At 67.1% G+C, this 17416-nt stretch carries 13 protein-coding genes; 7 read left to right on the top strand and 6 right to left on the bottom strand.

The annotated features are described in order from the left end of the window. Both LSQ66_RS08855 and LSQ66_RS08850 read right to left on the bottom strand, forming a co-directional pair. Positions 1 to 1440, bottom strand: a complete 1440-nt coding sequence (locus tag LSQ66_RS08855; protein WP_231769409.1) for an oligosaccharide flippase family protein — start codon at positions 1438 to 1440, stop codon at positions 1 to 3. 1 nt (position 1441) lies between these two features. Continuing rightward, positions 1442 to 3508 carry a glycosyltransferase gene (locus LSQ66_RS08850; protein ID WP_231770082.1) on the bottom strand — a complete coding sequence of 689 codons (2067 nt, stop codon included), beginning with the start codon at positions 3506 to 3508 and terminating at the stop codon, positions 1442 to 1444. A 98-nt stretch (positions 3509 to 3606) separates the two neighbouring features. Between LSQ66_RS08850 and LSQ66_RS08845 the strand changes: the two genes are divergently transcribed. From LSQ66_RS08845 to LSQ66_RS08835, 3 genes are read left to right on the top strand one after another with little or no spacing between them, the layout of a single operon-like run. Then, complete coding sequence (locus tag LSQ66_RS08845) at positions 3607 to 4881, top strand: putative O-glycosylation ligase, exosortase A system-associated (protein ID WP_231769408.1); 1275 nt, start codon at positions 3607 to 3609, stop codon at positions 4879 to 4881. Beyond that, entirely contained in the window at positions 4841 to 5590 is a 750-nt protein-coding gene (locus LSQ66_RS08840) for a hypothetical protein (protein ID WP_231769407.1), read from the top strand. The genes LSQ66_RS08845 and LSQ66_RS08840 overlap by 41 nt, the downstream gene beginning before the upstream one ends. Next, positions 5569 to 6168: a tetratricopeptide repeat protein gene (locus tag LSQ66_RS08835; protein ID WP_231769406.1), complete on the top strand. Its 600-nt coding sequence runs from the start codon at positions 5569 to 5571 to the stop codon at positions 6166 to 6168. The genes LSQ66_RS08840 and LSQ66_RS08835 overlap by 22 nt, the downstream gene beginning before the upstream one ends. On the opposite strand, the gene prsR is transcribed toward LSQ66_RS08835, so the two are convergent. From prsR to LSQ66_RS08820, 3 genes are read right to left on the bottom strand one after another with little or no spacing between them, the layout of a single operon-like run. Next, on the bottom strand, positions 6169 to 7515 hold the full coding sequence (gene prsR / locus LSQ66_RS08830) for a PEP-CTERM-box response regulator transcription factor (protein WP_231769405.1): 1347 nt from the start codon (positions 7513 to 7515) through the stop codon (positions 6169 to 6171). Next, entirely contained in the window at positions 7512 to 9575 is a 2064-nt protein-coding gene (prsK, locus tag LSQ66_RS08825) for an XrtA/PEP-CTERM system histidine kinase PrsK (RefSeq protein WP_231769404.1), read from the bottom strand. Before prsK ends, prsR begins: the two co-directional genes overlap by 4 nt. Continuing rightward, positions 9575 to 10951 (bottom strand): TIGR03013 family XrtA/PEP-CTERM system glycosyltransferase, encoded by a 1377-nt coding sequence (locus LSQ66_RS08820; RefSeq protein WP_231769403.1) that lies wholly within the window; start codon positions 10949 to 10951, stop codon positions 9575 to 9577. The genes prsK and LSQ66_RS08820 overlap by 1 nt, the downstream gene beginning before the upstream one ends. A 192-nt stretch (positions 10952 to 11143) precedes the next feature. Here LSQ66_RS08820 and nadB point away from each other — a divergent pair, with 192 nt between their 5' ends. Beyond that, the gene (gene nadB, locus LSQ66_RS08815; protein WP_231769402.1) at positions 11144 to 12757 is read left to right on the top strand and encodes an L-aspartate oxidase; all 1614 of its coding nucleotides are present in this window, start codon (positions 11144 to 11146) and stop codon (positions 12755 to 12757) included. After that, positions 12754 to 13296 (top strand): GNAT family N-acetyltransferase, encoded by a 543-nt coding sequence (locus tag LSQ66_RS08810; RefSeq protein ID WP_231769401.1) that lies wholly within the window; start codon positions 12754 to 12756, stop codon positions 13294 to 13296. The genes nadB and LSQ66_RS08810 overlap by 4 nt, the downstream gene beginning before the upstream one ends. Here LSQ66_RS08810 and LSQ66_RS08805 read toward each other — a convergent pair whose 3' ends face one another. Beyond that, a complete protein-coding gene (locus LSQ66_RS08805; protein WP_231769400.1) occupies positions 13297 to 15387 on the bottom strand; it encodes a 3-hydroxyacyl-CoA dehydrogenase NAD-binding domain-containing protein in 2091 nt (696 codons plus the stop codon). It abuts the gene before it with no gap. Between the two features lie 134 nt (positions 15388 to 15521). On the opposite strand from LSQ66_RS08805, the gene LSQ66_RS08800 reads away from it, so the two are divergent. Then, on the top strand, positions 15522 to 17000 hold the full coding sequence (locus tag LSQ66_RS08800) for a protein adenylyltransferase SelO (RefSeq protein WP_307730262.1): 1479 nt from the start codon (positions 15522 to 15524) through the stop codon (positions 16998 to 17000). Positions 17001 to 17009: 9 nt separating this feature from the next. After that, on the top strand, positions 17010 to 17414 hold the full coding sequence (gene msrB, locus LSQ66_RS08795) for a peptide-methionine (R)-S-oxide reductase MsrB (RefSeq protein ID WP_231769399.1): 405 nt from the start codon (positions 17010 to 17012) through the stop codon (positions 17412 to 17414). Positions 17415 to 17416: the final 2 nt, after the last annotated feature.

Genomic DNA, 17416 nt, shown 5'->3' with positions numbered 1-17416 from the left:
TCACTCCGCGATGCCGCGCACGGGGCGGCGCAAGGACAGCCGGGGAAGCTCCTTCGCCAGCGGGTGGCGCAGAAGCAGTATTCCCGCCAGCCAGGCCAGCGCCGCTCCGCCTCCCCCCGCCAGCAGCTGGGCCGCTCCTCCGGGCACGAGCATCAGCGCAGCCAGCGCTGGCAGCGCACAGGCACCGGCCAGTACGGCGCTGCGCCAGACTGCCGCGCCCATCGCGCGCGCCTGCAGTCCTGCCAGATGCTGGAGGCAGCGCCACGTCAGCCAGCTGCGCCCTACGGCGCCGAAGGCCACCGCCACCGCGACCCACTCCAGCCCCGCCAGCGCGGCGGGCAGCAGGGCGCCGATGCGCAGGGCCACCGACCACGCGTCGAGCCGCGCCTGCTCGCGCACATGGCCCGTCGCCACAAAAAGATAGCGCGCCATATTGAACATGCTGAACACGGCCGCGGAACAGCACATGATGCGCACCAGCGGCGCCGCCCCATCCCACTGGGCTCCGTAGAGCAGCCGGATCACAGGCAGGGCGAGGATGGCCAGCAAGGAAAAGAAGGGCCAGGACAGCGCCGTGATGCAGCTTACGGTGGTCAGGTAGCTGGCGCGCAGGTCGCTGCCCTCGCGCGCCTGGGCGGCGAACAGGGGGAGCAGCACCGGCGACACCGCGCTCGATATGCCGTAGGCGAAGAGATTGAGCAGGCTTTGCGCCTTGCCGAATATGGCGACTTCCGCGCTGCCCAGCAGCTTTCCGACAATCAGATCCGGCGCCGCCATGCCCGCCTCGTCGATGATGTTGCCGCCCGCCGCATAGGCGCCGAATTGCAGCACGGCGCCTGCGCCGCGCCAGCGCGGCAGCCACGGCAGCTCGGCGGGCCGGAACAGCAGGCTCACAAGCAGGCCCGCCACGCCCGCGCCCACCGTGGCGAGCGCCAGGCCCACGCAGCCATAGCCAAGCAGCGACAGTCCGACCGAGAGCCCGAACTGCGTCAGCGCGTGGCTGCTGTTGATGCAGTACACGGCGCGCCATTGCATATGGCGGCGCAGCCAGGCCAGCGTCATGGAGCTAATGGGCACCATGAGGAAATTCAGCGACAGCAGCAGGAGCACCTGGTGCAGGCGCGGTTGCCCGTAGAAGGCGGCCAGCGGGGAACTCGCTGCCGCCACCAGCAGGGCAAGCGACCACCCCGCCGTCAGGGATACAGCCAGCGCTGCCCGCAGCTGCTCGCGCGTCAGTTCGCGCGCCGCCACGAGATACTGTCCCACGCCGAAGTCGCGCAGCACCTGGGCCAGCCCGGCCAGCACCGCGCCGATGGCATAAATGCCGATTTCGGCGGGCGTCAGCACGCGGGCGATCAGCATGCTGCCCGCCGTCGCGAGCAGCAGGGCCGTGTACTTTTCCGCGAAGGAGAACAGCAGCGAGCGGCGGGTGCGTTCCATCTCAGAGCAGCCCTCGATAGAAGGCCTGTACCTGCGCCTGGATCTTGCTGTGGTCATAGCGCGCGCAGACCTCCGCCCTGCCCCGCTCTCCCATGACAGCGCGCCGCAATGGGGCGGCCAGCAGGCCTGCGACTGTCGCCGCCATGGCGTGCAGGTCGTCGGGCGGCACCAGCACGCCTCCTGCGCTCAGGCCCAGCACATCCGCATTGCCGGGCACGTCGGTCGCTACCGCAGGAACTCCGCAGGCCATGGCCTCGATGGTGGCAATGCCGAAGCCCTCGCGGCTGCTGAGAAGCAGGTGCAGGTCGAGGGCAGGCAGCAGCTCCTCCACCCTCTCCTGGTAGCCTGCGAAGATGACGTGGCCGGAGAGCTGCCTGGCGTCCACGCTGCGGCGCAATGCCCTCTCCAGAGGCCCGCTGCCGGCCAGCACCAGGCGCAGGCCGGGAAAGCGCGGCAGAAGCTCGGCCAGCAGCCGGACCAGCATTTCCGGCCGCTTCTGCGGCGAAAGCCGCCCCACCGAGCCGATCACCAGCGCATCCGGCTCGATGCCGAGGCGCTGGCGCATGGATTGGCGGGCCGCCTGGGAAGGCTGGAAGCGGCGCGTATCGACGCCGTTGGGGATCACTGCGCGCAGCGCGCTCTCGGGCAGGAAGTCGCGGTAGAGGGCAAGGAAATGCTGGAGCGCCGAAGAGGAAACGGCATACACACCGCGCACGCAGCGGAAGGCCTCCTTCAGCAAGGGCCGGTGCCAGGAACTGAAGCTGTCCGGCGGGAAGGCGTTGTGGACGCTGATTACGGCGGGCAGCTCGCAGCGCGAGGCCAGCCACAGCGCCGTATTGCCGTAGCTGCTCCAGCAATAGGCCACATGCACAAGATCGGGCCGGGCACGCCGCATGCGTCCGGTCCACCACACCGCGGCCCGCCATCGGTTGACACGGCGCCAGCGCCATTGCTCGAACACCGGCGGCGGCGTGAAATGGCGGGCATCGAGACCACGGCCGCGAAGGCTGCGCAGCCAGTTCCTGCTGCCCCGGAAACGGGGCACCGCCAGCACGCTCTCGCAGCCCGCTGCGCGCAAGTAGTCCGCCTCCTGCGCCATGCGCAGCTCCATGCCGCCCAGTTCACCGGAATAGGAGGTGATGAAAACGCGCTTGCCTGCGGTCCCTCCCCGCCACGCTTCCCCGATGTAGCCGCGCAGGTAGGCCAGTTCCCACCGATGGAGGAAACGCTGCTTCCGGTCACCCCGCAGCACTGCACCCAGCCAGCGGGCCGCTTCCGCGCTGGCCTTGGCGAACATCCAGCGCGGCACGCCGAGCAGCTCGGGGAAGGCGCCGTGCGGTGCCTGGCGGTACTGCCCGCGCCCGTAACGGCGTGCGCGCTCCAGTATCCAGTCCTCATTCAGCTGGCGCTGGCGGATATGGTGGGCCACCCGGGCTTCGGGACAGAACCAGGCGCGGTGCCCGCTTGCGGCCAGGCGGCGCGTGAGCTCCGTCTCTCCTCCCATCGGATAGCTGCCTGCCGCCGGTCCCACGCTGTCGTCGAAGCGCAGGCCTGCCGCGAAGAGGTGGCCGCGGATCGCCATGTTCGCGCCCCAGACCAGGCCCGCGAACACCGGTCCCGCCGGGCGGCCCGCTTCCGTGATCCCGTAGGTGAGCCCGAGCGGAACGCAGGCCGCGATCCAGGCTGGCGGTTCCGCCGCCCAATCCGGCTCGATGGCGCCGCCGAACATGTCGAACAGGGGCTGGCGCCAGGAGGCATCGTAGAGCCGGACCAGCCAGTCCGGCTGCGGGGTGGCGTCGTCGTCGGTAAACACGAGCAGTTCATGCGGACCGCAGCGGCCAGCCGCGTCGAGGCCGCGGTTCAGGGCAATGTTCTTGCCGCGCCGGGGTTCGTGCAGCACCTGCATCGGCAGGCTGCGCGCGAACTGCGCCAGGATGCCCGGCGTATCGTCCGTGCTGCCGTTGTCGATGACGATCAGGCGCCAGCCGCAGGCGGGGACCATGAGGCGGCAATAGGCCGACAGCACCCTGGGCAGCGTGGAGGCGCCATTGAAAGTCGCCATGAGCACGGTCAACAAGGCCTGTTCTCCTTCGTCTTAAGATGGGCAGCCCCAAGCCAGTTTACCGGCGGGGCGCTTTCCATCGTTGAGAGAACGCAAACCCACCCATGCGCGACATTCTCGTCACCGTCCTCATATTCGGCAGCCTGCCCTGGATACTGCGCGCGCCTGCCAACGGCGCGATGATGTGGGTGCTGGTCAGCGTCATGAATCCGCACACCCAGGGCTGGGGATTCGCCCAGACCTTCCCCTTCGCGCAGGTGGTGGCGGGCGCCACCCTCGCAAGCCTCCTGCTGGCCAAGGGCCCACGCATGTGGCCCGTGGTGCCGGTGATGCTTACCCTGCTTGCCTTCGTGCTCTGGATGAACCTCACCACGGCGTTCGCGCTCTATCCCAACGCCGCATCCGCGCAATGGTCGAAGGTCATGAAGATCATGCTCATGACCTTCGTGGTAGCCATGGCCATCCGCACCCGCCAGGATGTGCACCGCCTGATGTGGGTGCTGGTGATCTCGCTCGGCTACTACGGGGTGAAGGGCGGCATCTTCACCATACGCAGCGGGGGAAATCACCGGGTCTGGGGCCCGCCCGGCTCCTTCATCGGCGACAACAACGAGATCGCGCTGGCACTGATCATGACAATCCCGCTGATGATCTACCTGTACCAGAACAGCCGGCATATCTGGGTCAAGCGCGGGCTCGCGGTCTCCATGGTGCTCACGGCGCTGGCGGCCATCGGCAGCTACTCGCGCGGCGGCCTGCTGGCCATCGTCGCCATGCTGCTTTACGTATGGCTGCGCAGCCGCCACAAGCTGGCCGGGGTCGCGCTGCTGGTGCTGGCCGTTCCCCTGGTGCTGCTCTTCATGCCCGACGCCTGGACCGAGCGCATGGACAGCATCGCCAACTATCAGGCCGACGGCTCGGCTCTCGGCCGCCTCAACGCCTGGGCCATGGCCTACAACCTGGCACGCGACCGCCTCCTGGGAGGAGGTTTCAGCATGTACGAGCCTATGACCTTCGCCATGTACGCCCCGAATCCGGGCGACGTGCACGCGGCGCACAGCATCTACTTCCAGGCCCTGGGCGAGCATGGCTTCATCGGCCTCGGTCTCTACCTGCTCCTTGGCTGGCTGACCTGGCGCTGCACTGCGTGGACACTGCGCCACAGCCGCGGCGTCACGTCGCTGCACTGGGCCAGCACCCTTGCGGCGGCGATCCAGGCAAGCCTCGTCGGCTTCGCCGTCGGCGGCGCCTTTCTCAGCCTGCTCTACTTCGACATGCCCTACTACCTCATGATCGCCGCCGTCGTCATGCGCCTGCTGGTCTACAAGGAGCTTGCACTTGAGCGCACGCAAGTTCGCGGCCGCTACGCCAGGGTTTAATGAACGGATGAACCGCCTGCACGACACATTCCGGGAACTGGGCTTCTGGACCGGCGTCCTCTACGCCCTCGCGCGCCTGCTCAAGGTCTGCGGCCTGCACCTCTACTGCTACCGCTTCGTCGCCCAGCCGGTACAGCCGCGGCCCCGGCGCGAGCTGCGCAGCTCCGGCACCCGCATCGCGGCCGCCGCCAGCCTGGCCGAACTGCCGCATCCCCGTCCCCGGCCGGACGTGGTGCTGACCCGCCGCTTCGCCAATGGCGCGACATGCATCGCGGCCACGCGCGGAGGGCTGCTGTCCGGCTTCCTGTGGTATCAGTGCGGCGCCTACGATGAGGACGAGGTGCGCGCACGCTACTGCCTCGGCTCGAACCAGATGGCATGGGATTTCGATGTTTTCGTCCAGCCGCCGCTGCGGTCAGGCCTGACCTTCGGGCGCCTGTGGGAAGAGGCCCACCGCCAGCTCGACGCGGCGGGCGTGCGCTGGACCTGCAGCCGCATTTCTCCCTTCAACCCCGCCTCCATGCGCTCCCATGCCCGGCTGGGCGCGCGCAGCATCGGCAGCGCTGCATTCCTGTGCGCCGGGCGCCTGCAAGTCATGGCGGCCACGCTGCCTCCCTATGTCCACTTCTCGCTGTCGTCGCCGGTCGAGCTGCACTTCGACGCCAGCCTGCTCACGCAGGAGCCATCATGCGCCACTTCTTCCTGTTGATCCTCGCCTGCCACCTCCAGGCCCAGGCCTGCCCGCCCTTCGTGCCTCCGCCCAGCGGCGGCGACTACGCCGATCCGGATGCCCGCCAGCGCCTGCTCACGGTGGAGCGCTTCCATTTCACGCCCAAGGTGGAGAAGCTGATGCAGGGCGAGTCGGGCTATCTCGGCGGAGATATCGGCTACACGCTGGAGCACTTCGCCAACCATCCGCGCGCCCTGTCGGCCATGGCGCGGCTGGCGCTGCGCGAGAAAACGGCGCGGCCCAAGGGCGCGAACTTCTCCATCGATTGCTATTTCGACCGCGCCATCCGCTTCAGGCCTGACGACGCGCGCGTGCGGGCAGTCTTCGGCGGCTATCTGCTGGCGATCAAACAGGAATCCTCGGCCCTGGAACAGCTGGAAGAGGCGGCGCGCCTCGAACCGAACAACGCCTCCAACCACTACAACCTCGGCCTGCTCTACCTGCGCCAGAAGCAGTACGACAAGGCGCGGGAAGCCGCGCAGCAGGCCTACTCCATGGGTTTCCCCCTGCCCGGCCTGAAATCGAAGCTTGTGGCGGCCGGACAATGGAAGGAATGATCACTTGATGCCGTGATGGCTCATCATGTCGTATAGCGTGGGCCGGCTGATGCCCAGCATCTCGGCAGCCCGCGCGATATTGCCGCCGGTACGCGCCAGCGCCTTCACCATCACGCCATACTCCGCCGCGTCGCGTGCCGCCCGCAGGTCCAGCCTTTCTTCCGCCGCTTCCCCTTCCGGCAGGCCAAGGTCCGCCGCCGTGATCGCAGGCCCTTCGGACATGATGACGGCGCGCTTGATGCAGTTCTCCATCTCCCGCACATTGCCCGGCCAGGCGTAGGAAGCAATGGCCGTCAGCGCATCCGGCGAGAACGGCAGCCCGGCGCGCCGCTCCGTGTGGCAGAAGCGGTTGCGAAAATGCTGGGCCAGAAGAACGCTGTCGCCTACCCGCTCGCGCAGCGGGGGGATCATGAGCACGATTTCGCTCAGGCGGTAGAACAGGTCTTCCCGGAACGTGCCTGCATCGACGAGGGATTTCAGGTTGCGGTGGGTGGCGCAGATGATGCGCACATCGACGGCGATCTCCTTCCGGCCGCCCACGCGCTCGATCATCCTCTCCTGCAGGAAGCGCAGCATCTTGGCCTGCAGGGGCAGCGCCATGTCGCCGATCTCGTCGAGGAAGAAGGTGCCGCCGTGCGCCAGCTCGATCTTGCCCACTGTCTGCTGGGCCGCGCCCGTGAAGGCGCCTTTTTCGTAGCCAAACAGCTCGCTCTCCAGCAGGTTCTCCGGTATGGCGGCGCAATTGATGGCCAGGAAGCGCTTGTCGCCCCGCGAACTCAGCTTGTGAAGGCCGCGCGCGATCAGTTCCTTGCCCGTGCCGGAGGCACCCAGCAGCATGACCGTGGCGGACGACGGCGCCACCTTCTCCACGCTGCGGCATACTTTCAGCATGCCGGGATCGCGCGTCACAATGCCCGCCAGGGGCGAGTCGGCCTCGGTCTGCATCATGCGCCGGTTCTCCTGCTGCACCTGGTGCAGGAAGAAGGCGCGCTCGATGAGCAGCTGCAGCATTTCCGGGTCCAGGGGCTTCTGCTGGAAGTCGTAGGCGCCGATACCGACGGCCTTGAGCACATTGGCCCGGTCGTTGTTTCCGGACAGGACAATGATCTTGGTCTCTGGCGCAAGGGTCAGCGCCTGCTGCAGCAGCGCCAGGCCTTCGGAGGCGCCGTCCGCATCCGGCGGCAGGCCCAGGTCCATGGTCATGACGGCGGGCTGGTGCCTCCGCATCTGGGCCAGGGCGCTTTCCCTGTCGCCCGCAAGCAGTACCTCGTAACCATCCAGGCACCAGCGCAACTGCCGCTGCAAGCCAGGATCATCCTCCACCACCAGCAGCTTCCGCTTGTTCATCGCGTCTCCTGTTCTGCCATCGCCTGCTCCCTGTGCAGGGGCAGCCTCACCGTGAAGACGGTGCCCTGCCCCACCATGCTGCTCACATCTATGCGGCCGCCCAGCGTGCGGATGTACTCGCGCGCCTCATACACCCCGATGCCCATGCCCGCCGCCTTGCTGGTTTCGAAGGGCCGGAACAGGCGCTCGCGCAGGAACTGGGGCGTCATGCCCGCACCCGTGTCGCGGATGGTGATGGAAGCTTCCTCCCCGCACTCCTCCAGCACGATATGAATGCTGCCTTCCGGCGGCGTTGCATCCACTGCGTTCTGCACCAGGTGGGACAGCACGCGTTCAAGCTGCTGCGCATGCGCCATCACCGCCATGCCGCTGCGCTCGAGGTGGAGCACGGGACGCGGACGCGCAGCCGCGAAACCAGCTGCCACGGTTTCCAGCAGCCGCGCCAGCGGCGCAGGCGCATGCTGCTCGGCGCGCCGCTCGCGGTTCAGCTTTTGCAGCAGGCGCTTCATCTTGTCCGAGGAATGCGCGAGGGTTGCCAGCATGTCCTGCTGGAATTCAGGATCGGCGTGATGGCGTTCGGCGTTGGAAAGCATGAGCGACTGCTCCGCCAGCAGCCCTTTCAGGTCATGCACGATAAACGCCGTCATGCGGTTGAAGGACTCGAACTGGCGCGCGACGGCCAGCTTGTCCGCCAGTTCCGCGTGCGCGAGGCAGCTTGCGGCCTGGCTGCCAGCAATGCGCAGCAGGTCGAGCAGCTCCCAGTTCAGCGCCACGGCGACGCGGGGCCTGGACAGCGCCACGAAGCCGAACAGCTCGCCGTGCAGGGACAGGGGAACCACGATCCACAGTTCCGGTACGCCGCCCAGCCACTGTGGCAGCCCTTCCGCATGATGGGCCACATCCACGATCCACTGGCGTTCCCGCAGCAGCGCGCAGAACGGGCTGCCCGCCGGCTCGCTGGCAGTCTGCACGGGCATGTTCCAGCGTGCCGCGGGCTGGAAGGATTCGCCCTCGCGCAATAGCCAGAGGGCGCCGCCGCTGCTGTCGGTCAGCGCCGCGATGGCCTGGATCGCCTGCTCGCCCGGGTTGACGCCGGGCGTGGACAAGGCGCGAGTGAACCGCATCCACTCCTCCCTGTAGTCGTAGCGGTTCTGGAAGAAGTGCTTGGCGACGAAGACGCGCAGCGCGGAACGCGCCGTGCCGGAGAACAGCACGCCTATGAGCAGCACGCCCGCACCGAACAGGCAGGCCATCTGCATCAGCGGCCCCCAGGCCCCGCCGGACTGGCGCAAGTACCAGCCGCCTGCCGCCATTGCGAGCAGATAGAGGGCGCAGCCCATCAGGGCGGCCGAGCGCAGGGCCATCCTGCGTGACAGGGCCAGCCCCAGCTTCCAGGTGGGATTGCGCCCGGCCGATATCGCCAGCAGCGGCACGCAGAGCGCGTTCACCAGTCCCCGCGCGGCCCACAGGTCCGGCTGCAGGCGGCGGAAGAGCAAGGCGTCGCTGTACAGATAGAAGTCGTAGGCAAAGAGCGCCCCAATCCCCAGGCATGCGAACTTGATGCCCCAGCGCTCGCGCGGCGGCGTATTGCGGAACAGCTGTTCCACCAGCGCGAGGCCGAGAACGGCCAGCAGCAGCCGCGCCCCCAGCACTCCCTGCACCGAAAGCGGGGCGCCTCCGCCCTGCTCTCCCACCGATGGCGCGGGGCCGTTCAGGAGTTCGGGCAAGGCCAGCTGCGCGGCCGTCAACGCAGCGGCCAGCAGCAGGAAGCGCTTGACGGGTACGCCGGCGGGCGCCAGCAGCAGCACGAGGAAAACCAGCCATGCCGCCGTGCGCCCCGCCTCAAGCAGGTCGCCCAGCATGGCGGCGTCGCCCTCGGCGAGGCCGCGGCCGGAGAGGATCGGGACGATGGCCCACAGCGCCGTGAGGCCGCAGGCAGCGAGCAGGGAACGCTGATGGCTGCGCGCCCGGCGGCTCGCCAGGAGCAGCAGGCCGAAGCCGCAAAACGCCAGCGCCGCCACGCCGTGGCTCACCGCCGCCACCGTCATTGCATCGCTCATCAGCGGGCGCCCTTGCCGAAGAGGACGACCTGTATGGTCTCGATCAGGATCAGCAGGTCCAGGAACAGGCTGTTGTTCTTCACGTAGTAAAGGTCGTACTGGAGCTTGCAGACGGCATCGTCCACCGACGCGCCGTACTGGTAGCGCACCTGCGCCAGCCCCGTGATGCCGGGCTTGATGCTGTGGCGGATGTCGTAGTACGGAATCTGGCGCGACAGCTGTTCGACGAAGTAGGCGCGCTCGGGACGCGGACCGACGAAGCTCATCTCGCCCCGGAACACATTGACCATCTGGGGCAGCTCGTCGATGCGCAGCTTGCGCAGCCAGGCGCCGACCCGCGTGATGCGGGGATCGGCTTCCAGGGCCCAGCGCGGCTGGCCGTCGCCTTCCGCGTCCTGCCGCATGCTGCGGAATTTCAGCACTTCGAACAGCTTGCCGTCCTTGCCCACCCGCTGCTGGCGGAACATGACGGGTCCTCCATCCTCCGCCCGGATTGCCAGCGCCGCCACGAGCATGACAGGCAGCGTGAGAAGGCAGATGGCGCCGCTGGCCAGCAGGTCGAAGCTGCGCTTCACGGCGGCGCGCACGAAGCTCTGGTCGAAACCTCCGCCGAAAATCAGGTAGCTGGGCTGAACCGAGTCGACCCGTATCTGGCTCGCCTCGCGCTCGAAGAAGGTGGCGGCGTCGGTGACGCGCACCCCGCCCAGGGCGCATTCCAGGAGTTCGCGCACGGGATAGGCCCCGCTGCGCCGGTCCGCGACGGAAACAACCACCTCGTGCGCCCCGTGCTGGCGAGCCAGCGCAAGCAGGGAACGGCCCGCCGGAAGCAGCACCGAAGCGGGGACGCAGCGCTGGTCGCCCTGAACCGGCACGCAGCCGACGACGCTGAAGCGCTGGTAGCCCTGGCGCTGTGCCACCAGTTCCAGGCATTCGCGCGCCACCGCGCCGTCGCCGACCACGATCAGCCTTTCGGTGAGCATGCGCGACTGGGCCGAGGTGTGCAGGAGGGTGCGCGCCAGCAGCACGCCGCAGCCTCCCAGCACCAGGGCCAGGCCGCCGGCCTTGCCGAGGGAGATGCCCGGCAGCAGGCTCGCGGCTGCCGCGTGCAGGCCGAAGCCCAGGCCCATGGCGGGCAGCAGGCGCAGCATCATGGCGCGCGTATCTTCGCGCACCTGCTGCTGGTAGAGGCCCAGGGCCGCCATGCAGAGAATGGAGAACAGGGCGTAGGCAAGGGCCGGTCCATACTGGGGCGCGGCCCTGCCGTCGCCGCCCAGGGCGAGGAGCGCGGCGCCCGCTGCGCCCAGCAGCAGAAGAAGCTCCATCAGCACCAGGATAAAGGCCATACGTGAAACATAATGGTGAAAGATGCGGATCATGGCGCTTGCTCCCGCGCCCCGTCGGGGGGCACCCACCGCCATCGCTCGCGATGGCTCAGCCATGATGCCGGATGGGCGGGCCGCAGGCTTTGAGCGGGCGCAACCGCCCTTCCCTAAGTCCGGATCTGACGCGCGGCACGCAAATGTTTTATAGTCATGCTTCTTTACCGCAAAAATTCACGCCCACGCACCATGAAATTTGATGTCGCCATCGTCGGCAGCGGCCTGGCAGGCCTGTCGGTCGCCCTCCATCTGGCCGAGACCCGTAAAGTTGCCATTGTGTCCAAACGCGCCCTGCTGGACGGCGCCAGCAACTGGGCACAGGGAGGCATCGCAGCGGTGCTGGATTCGGGCGACAGCCACGAACAGCACATCGCCGATACGCTTGAAGCGGGCGGCGGCCTGTGCGATGAAGGCGCCACGCGCTACATCGTGGAGCATGGCCGCGAGGCCATCCAGTGGCTGATCGACCAGGGCGTTCCCTTTACGAAGGACGACAGCGCGGAACTGGGCTTCCACCTGACCCGCGAGGGAGGCCATAGCCAGCGCCGCATCATCCACGCGGCCGACGCCACGGGCCACGCCGTGCAGGTCACGCTGGAGGAAAAGGTGCGCGCCCACCCGAACATCACCCTGTTCGAGCACCACTGCGCCATCGACCTGATTACCTCGGACAAGCTGGGTCCCCGCCCGCAAGGCAGCAACGCCCAGCCCAAATGCCATGGCCTCTACATGCAGGACACGCGCTCGGGCCAGGTGCATACGGTGGCGGCCGAACATACTGTCATGGCGACTGGCGGCGCGGGCAAGGTGTACCTCTACACCACAAATCCCGACACGGCCAGCGGCGACGGCATCGCCATGGCATGGCGCGCGGGCTGCCGGGTATCGAACATGGAGTTCATCCAGTTCCACCCCACCTGCCTGTACCACCCCTACGCGAAGTCCTTCCTCATCACCGAGGCGATCCGCGGCGAAGGCGGCGTGCTGAAACTGCCGCCGGAAGCGGGAGCGGCTGCGGGGCAGCGCTTCATGCTGCAGCACGATCCGCGCGCCGAGCTGGCGCCGCGCGACGTGGTGGCGCGCGCCATCGACTTCGAAATCAAGAAGCGCGGCCTGGATTACGTGCACCTCGATATCAGCCACAAACCGGCCGAATTCCTGATCGAGCACTTCCCCACCATTTACGCGCGCTGCCTGGAGCTGGGCATCGACATCACGAAAGAACCCATCCCCATCGTGCCCGCCGCCCACTACACCTGCGGCGGCGTGGTGACGGACTTGATGGGAAGAACCGACCTGCCCGGCCTGTACGCCGTTGGCGAAACGGCCTGCACCGGCCTGCACGGCGCCAACCGCCTCGCCAGCAATTCGCTGCTGGAATGCGTGGTCGTGGGCCGCGCCTGCGCCCATGACATCCTCTCGCACGAGAAGGACGGCGCTCCATGGCTGCCGGACTGGGACGAAAGCCGCGTCACCGATGCGGACGAGGAAGTGGTCATCGCCCACAACTGGGACGAACTGCGGCGCTTCATGTGGAACTACGTCGGCATCGTGCGCACCACCAAGCGCCTGGAACGCGCCCAGCACCGCATTGCGCTGCTGAAGGAAGAGATCGACGAGTACTACCGCAACTTCCGCATCACGGCCGACCTGCTGGAGCTGCGCAACCTGGTGGACGTGGCCGCGCTGATCGTCAACAGCGCCCTGCAGCGCCGCGAGAGCCGCGGCCTGCACTACAGCCGCGACTATCCGGGCACCCTGCCCAAGGCCCTGCCCAGCGTCCTCACGCCCGCGCGCAGATGAACGCCCCGGCCCAGCTGCGCACGGCGCGCCGCGAGGACGTGCCGGTGATGGAAGCGCTGATCGCGCGCTCAGGCATCGGCTTGAGCAAGGGCTTTTACACGGAAGAACAGGCGGCGGCGCTGACGCGCCATGTGTTCGGCGTGGACAGCCAGCTGCTGGAAGACGGAACCTATTACGTGATCGAGCGCGGCGGCGAGATCGTCGCCTGCGGCGGCTGGAGCAAGCGCGCCACGCTGTTTGGCGGCGACCAGGCGAAGTCCGGTCCCGATCCCCTGCTCGATCCCGCCACGCAGGCGGGCCGCATCCGCGCCTTCTTTGTCGATCCGTCCTCGCCGCGCCAGGGACTGGGCAGCATGCTGATGCGCCACTGCGAAAACGCAGCGGCGGCGGAAGGCTTCACGGTGCTGGAACTGGCCGCCACCATGCCCGGCGTGCCGCTCTACCGCGCATCAGGCTTCGAGACTGTCGAGGATTTCACGCTTGCGCTGCCGGACGGCATTTCGGTGCCGCTTTCCCGCATGCGCAAGCGCATCGCCTGATCAGCGGCTGTTGAAGCCCTTGCCTTCGGCGGCAAGCTTCACCAGCAGCGGCGCGGGCTTCCAGGCCTCGCCGTGGCGGCCCTTGGCGAAGCGTTCGACGCTGGCCAGCACATTCGGCAGGCCCACGGTATCGGCGTAGAACATCGGCCCGCCCCGGAACAGGGGGAAACCGTAGCCGGTGAGATAGACCATGTCGATATCCGATGCGCGCTGCGCGATGCCCTCTTCCAGGATCAGGGCGCCCTCGTTCACCAGCGCGTACACCAGCCGCTCCACAATCTCCTGGTCGCTGATCTTGCGGCGCTCCACGCCGATATCGGCCGAGTGCCTCACGATCATGTCGTTCACCAGCTGGCTCGGATAGGCCTTGCGGTCGCCCGCCTTGTAGTCGTACCAGCCGCCGCCCGTCTTCTGGCCGAAGCGGCCCATTTCGCACAGCAGGTCCGCCGTCTTCGAGTAGGCCACCTCCGGCTTCTCGATGTAGCGGCGCTTGCGGATCGCCCAGCTGATGTCGTTGCCCGCCATGTCGATCATGCGGAAAGGCCCCATGGCAAAGCCGAACTTCTCGATGGCCTTGTCCACCTGCTCCGGCAGGCAGCCTTCCTCCAGCAGGAATCCGGCCTGGCGGCTGTACTGTTCGATCATGCGGTTGCCGATAAAGCCGTCGCACACGCCGGACACGACGCCGGTCTTCTTGAGCTTCTTGGACAGGGCCATGGTGGTGGCCAGCACGTCCTTGCCGGTCTCCTTGCCGCGCACGATCTCCAGCAGCTTCATCACGTTCGCGGGGCTGAAGAAGTGGGTGCCGATCACGTCCTGCGGGCGCTGGGTGAAGGCGGCTATGCGGTCCACGTCCAGGGTGGAGGTATTGGATGCCAGAATGGCGCCGGGCTTCATCACGGAATCGAGCTTGCGGAACACGGCCTCCTTCACGCCCATGTCCTCGAACACCGCTTCCACCACAATGTCCGCCTGCGCGATATCGTGGTAATCGAGCGTGCCGCCGATCAGCGCCATGCGCTGGTCGAACTTCTCCTGCGTCAGCTTGCCCTTTTTCAGGGTGCTCTCGTAGTTCTTGCGGATGGTGGCCAGGCCCTTTTCCAAAGCCTCCTGTTTCGTTTCCAGAATGGTGACGGGGATGCCCGCGTTCGCGAAATTCATGGCGATGCCGCCGCCCATGGTGCCGGCGCCGATCACCGCAGCCCTGGCGATGGTGCGCGTTGGCGTATCGGATGGCACGTCGGGGATCTTGCTGGCTTCGCGCTCGGCAAAGAAGGCATGGCGCAGCGATTTCGATTCCGGCGTCTGGATCAGGTGCAGGAAGCGTTCGCGCTCGAACTTCAGGCCATCCTCGAATTTCTTCGTGACCGACGCGGCCACGGTTTCCACGCATTCCAGCGGCGCCGGGAACGGTCCCGCCACGGCCTTCACCGTGTTGCGGCTGAACTGGAGGAAGGCTTCGTGGTTGGGATAATCCACCTTGCGGTCGCGCACTTTCGGCAGGGGACGCACATCGGCCACTTTCTCCGCAAAGGCGACTGCCGCCTTCACCAGATCCGTCCCTGCCGGGAAGACCTCGTCGAACAGCGCCGAACCGGCCAGCGTTTCGGACAGCGCGGGCGTGCCGGAAACGATCATGTTCAATGCCTTTTCAAGCCCCAGCACGCGCGGCAGGCGCTGCGTGCCGCCAGCGCCGGGCAGCAGGCCAAGCTTCACTTCCGGCAGCGCGATCTGGGCGCCCGGCAGGGCCACGCGGTAGTTGCAGCCCAGCGCCAGTTCCAGGCCGCCGCCCATACACACGCTGTGGATGGCGGCGACCATGGGTTTCGCCGAGTCTTCCGCCACGCGGATCAGCGTATGCAGGGTGGGTTCGGCCAGTGCCTTGGGCGAATTGAATTCCTTGATGTCCGCGCCGCCCGAAAACGCCTTGCCTGCGCCGGTGAGCACGATGGCCTTCACGGCGGCATCGTCGTTCGCGCGCCGGATGCCTTCGACCGCCGCCGTGCGGGTGGCGTGGCCAAGACCGTTGACCGGGGGATTGTTCAGCGTGATAACTGCTACGGAACCGTGAACCTGGTAGTCGGCGCTCATGTCTCTTTTCCTCTTCTATGGGAGTCGGCGGATCGCGCCACTATACCCCATAATAGAGCGACCGTGCTATTTCATGCGCAGCGGACGATGCCTTTTCCCCGCCTGCGCTAAAATCCTCCCTGTCTCACTCCGTCCTGACTGGAACCGCCATCGCCGCTCTTGCCCTCCCTTTCGACAACTCCTTTGCGAGCCTGCCGCCCGCGTTCTACACGCGCCTGATGCCGACGCCCCTGCCTGCGCCCTATCTGGTCGCGGCCAGCCCTTCCGCCGCGCGCCTGATCGGGCTCGACCCGGCAGTGCTGGCGGAAGAAGACTCGCTGGCCGCCATCGTCGGCAACCGCGTGCCCGAGCGCAGCAAGCCTCTTGCAGCCGTCTACTCGGGCCACCAGTTCGGCGTCTGGGCCGGACAGCTGGGCGACGGCCGCGCCATCCTGCTGGGCGAGGTCGCCACGGCCGAAGGCCCCATGGAGCTGCAGCTGAAAGGCGCAGGCCTCACGCCCTATTCGCGCATGGGCGACGGCCGCGCCGTGCTGCGCTCCTCCATCCGCGAGTTCCTCTGCTCCGAAGCGATGCATGCGCTGGGCATTCCCACCAGCCGCGCCCTCTCCGTGGCTGGCTCGGACCAGGGCGTGGTGCGCGAAACCATCGAAACATCGGCCGTGGTGGTGCGCATGGCGCCCACCTTCGTGCGCTTCGGCTCCTTCGAGCACTGGTACTACAAGCGCCAGGAAGGCGAGCTGAAAATCCTGGCCGATTACGTGATCGACCGTTTCTATCCCGAGCTGCGGGAGAAGCAGAACCCCTACGCCGCCTTCCTGGAGGAAGTCACGCGCCGCACCGCGCGGCTCGTGGCGCAGTGGCAGGCCGTGGGCTTCATGCACGGCGTGCTCAATACCGACAATATGTCCATCCTCGGCCAGACGCTGGACTACGGCCCCTTCGGCTTCATGGAAGCCTTCAACTCCCGCCACATCTGCAATCACAGCGACCAGAACGGCCGCTACAGCTACGCCAACCAGCCGCAGATCGGGCACTGGAACTGCTACGCCCTGGCGCAGGCCCTGCTGCCCCTGGTAGGCGAGGTGGATGCGGCCCAGGAAGCGCTGGGCGTCTATCAGGAAGTGTTCGAGGACAAGATGAGCGAGCTCCTGCACGCCAAGCTCGGCCTGCGCGAGCAGCGCGACAGCGACCGGGAGCTGCTGGACACGATGTTTGGCCTGCTGCAAGCGAATCACGCCGATTTCACGTTATTCTTCCGGCGGCTGAGCGGTTTGCATAGTACAGACGCGGGCGGGGACGAGCCCCTGCGCGACCTGTTCATCGACCGTCCCGCTTTCGATGCCTGGGCCGGGAGCTACCGCGCCCGCCTGCAGGCCGAAGGCAGCGTGGACGCCGAACGCAAGCTTGCAATGGACCGCTGCAACCCAAAGTACGTACTGCGTAACTATCTGGCGCAAGTTGCCATCGAAAAAGCGCAGAATAAGGACTTTTCGGAAGTGGCGCGCCTGCTGCAGGTGCTGGAGCGTCCCTTCGACGAGCAGCCCGGGAACGAAAGCTATGCCGCGCTGCCGCCCGACTGGGCCAGCGAACTTGAAGTCAGTTGTTCCTCTTGAGATTGAACCATGAGCGAGAAAGATAAAGTCGTCAAAACCGACGCCGAATGGCGCGCCCAGCTGGACTCCATGCAGTACCAGGTCACCCGCCACGCCGCCACCGAACGCGCCTTCACGGGCAAGTACTGGGACCACCATGCGCCGGGCATCTACACCTGCGTCTGCTGTAACACCCCCCTGTTCCGCTCGGACGCCAAGTTCGATTCCGGCTGCGGCTGGCCCAGCTACTTCGAGCCCATCGACCCGGCCAATGTGATCGAGAAGGTGGACCGCTCCCATGGTATGCTGCGCACCGAAATCATCTGTGCCGTCTGCGATGCCCACCTGGGCCACGTGTTCCCGGATGGTCCGCCGCCGACCGGATTGCGCTACTGCATCAATTCGGCCTCGCTGCGTTTCGAGCCCCAAGCGTAAAG

It is taken from the genome of Massilia endophytica, assembly GCF_021165955.1.
GTDB classification, from domain to species: Bacteria; Pseudomonadota; Gammaproteobacteria; order Burkholderiales; family Burkholderiaceae_D; genus Rugamonas; species Rugamonas endophytica.
Note: the sequence above shows the minus strand (reverse complement) of the source record. Positions and strands in the feature narration are given on the sequence as shown.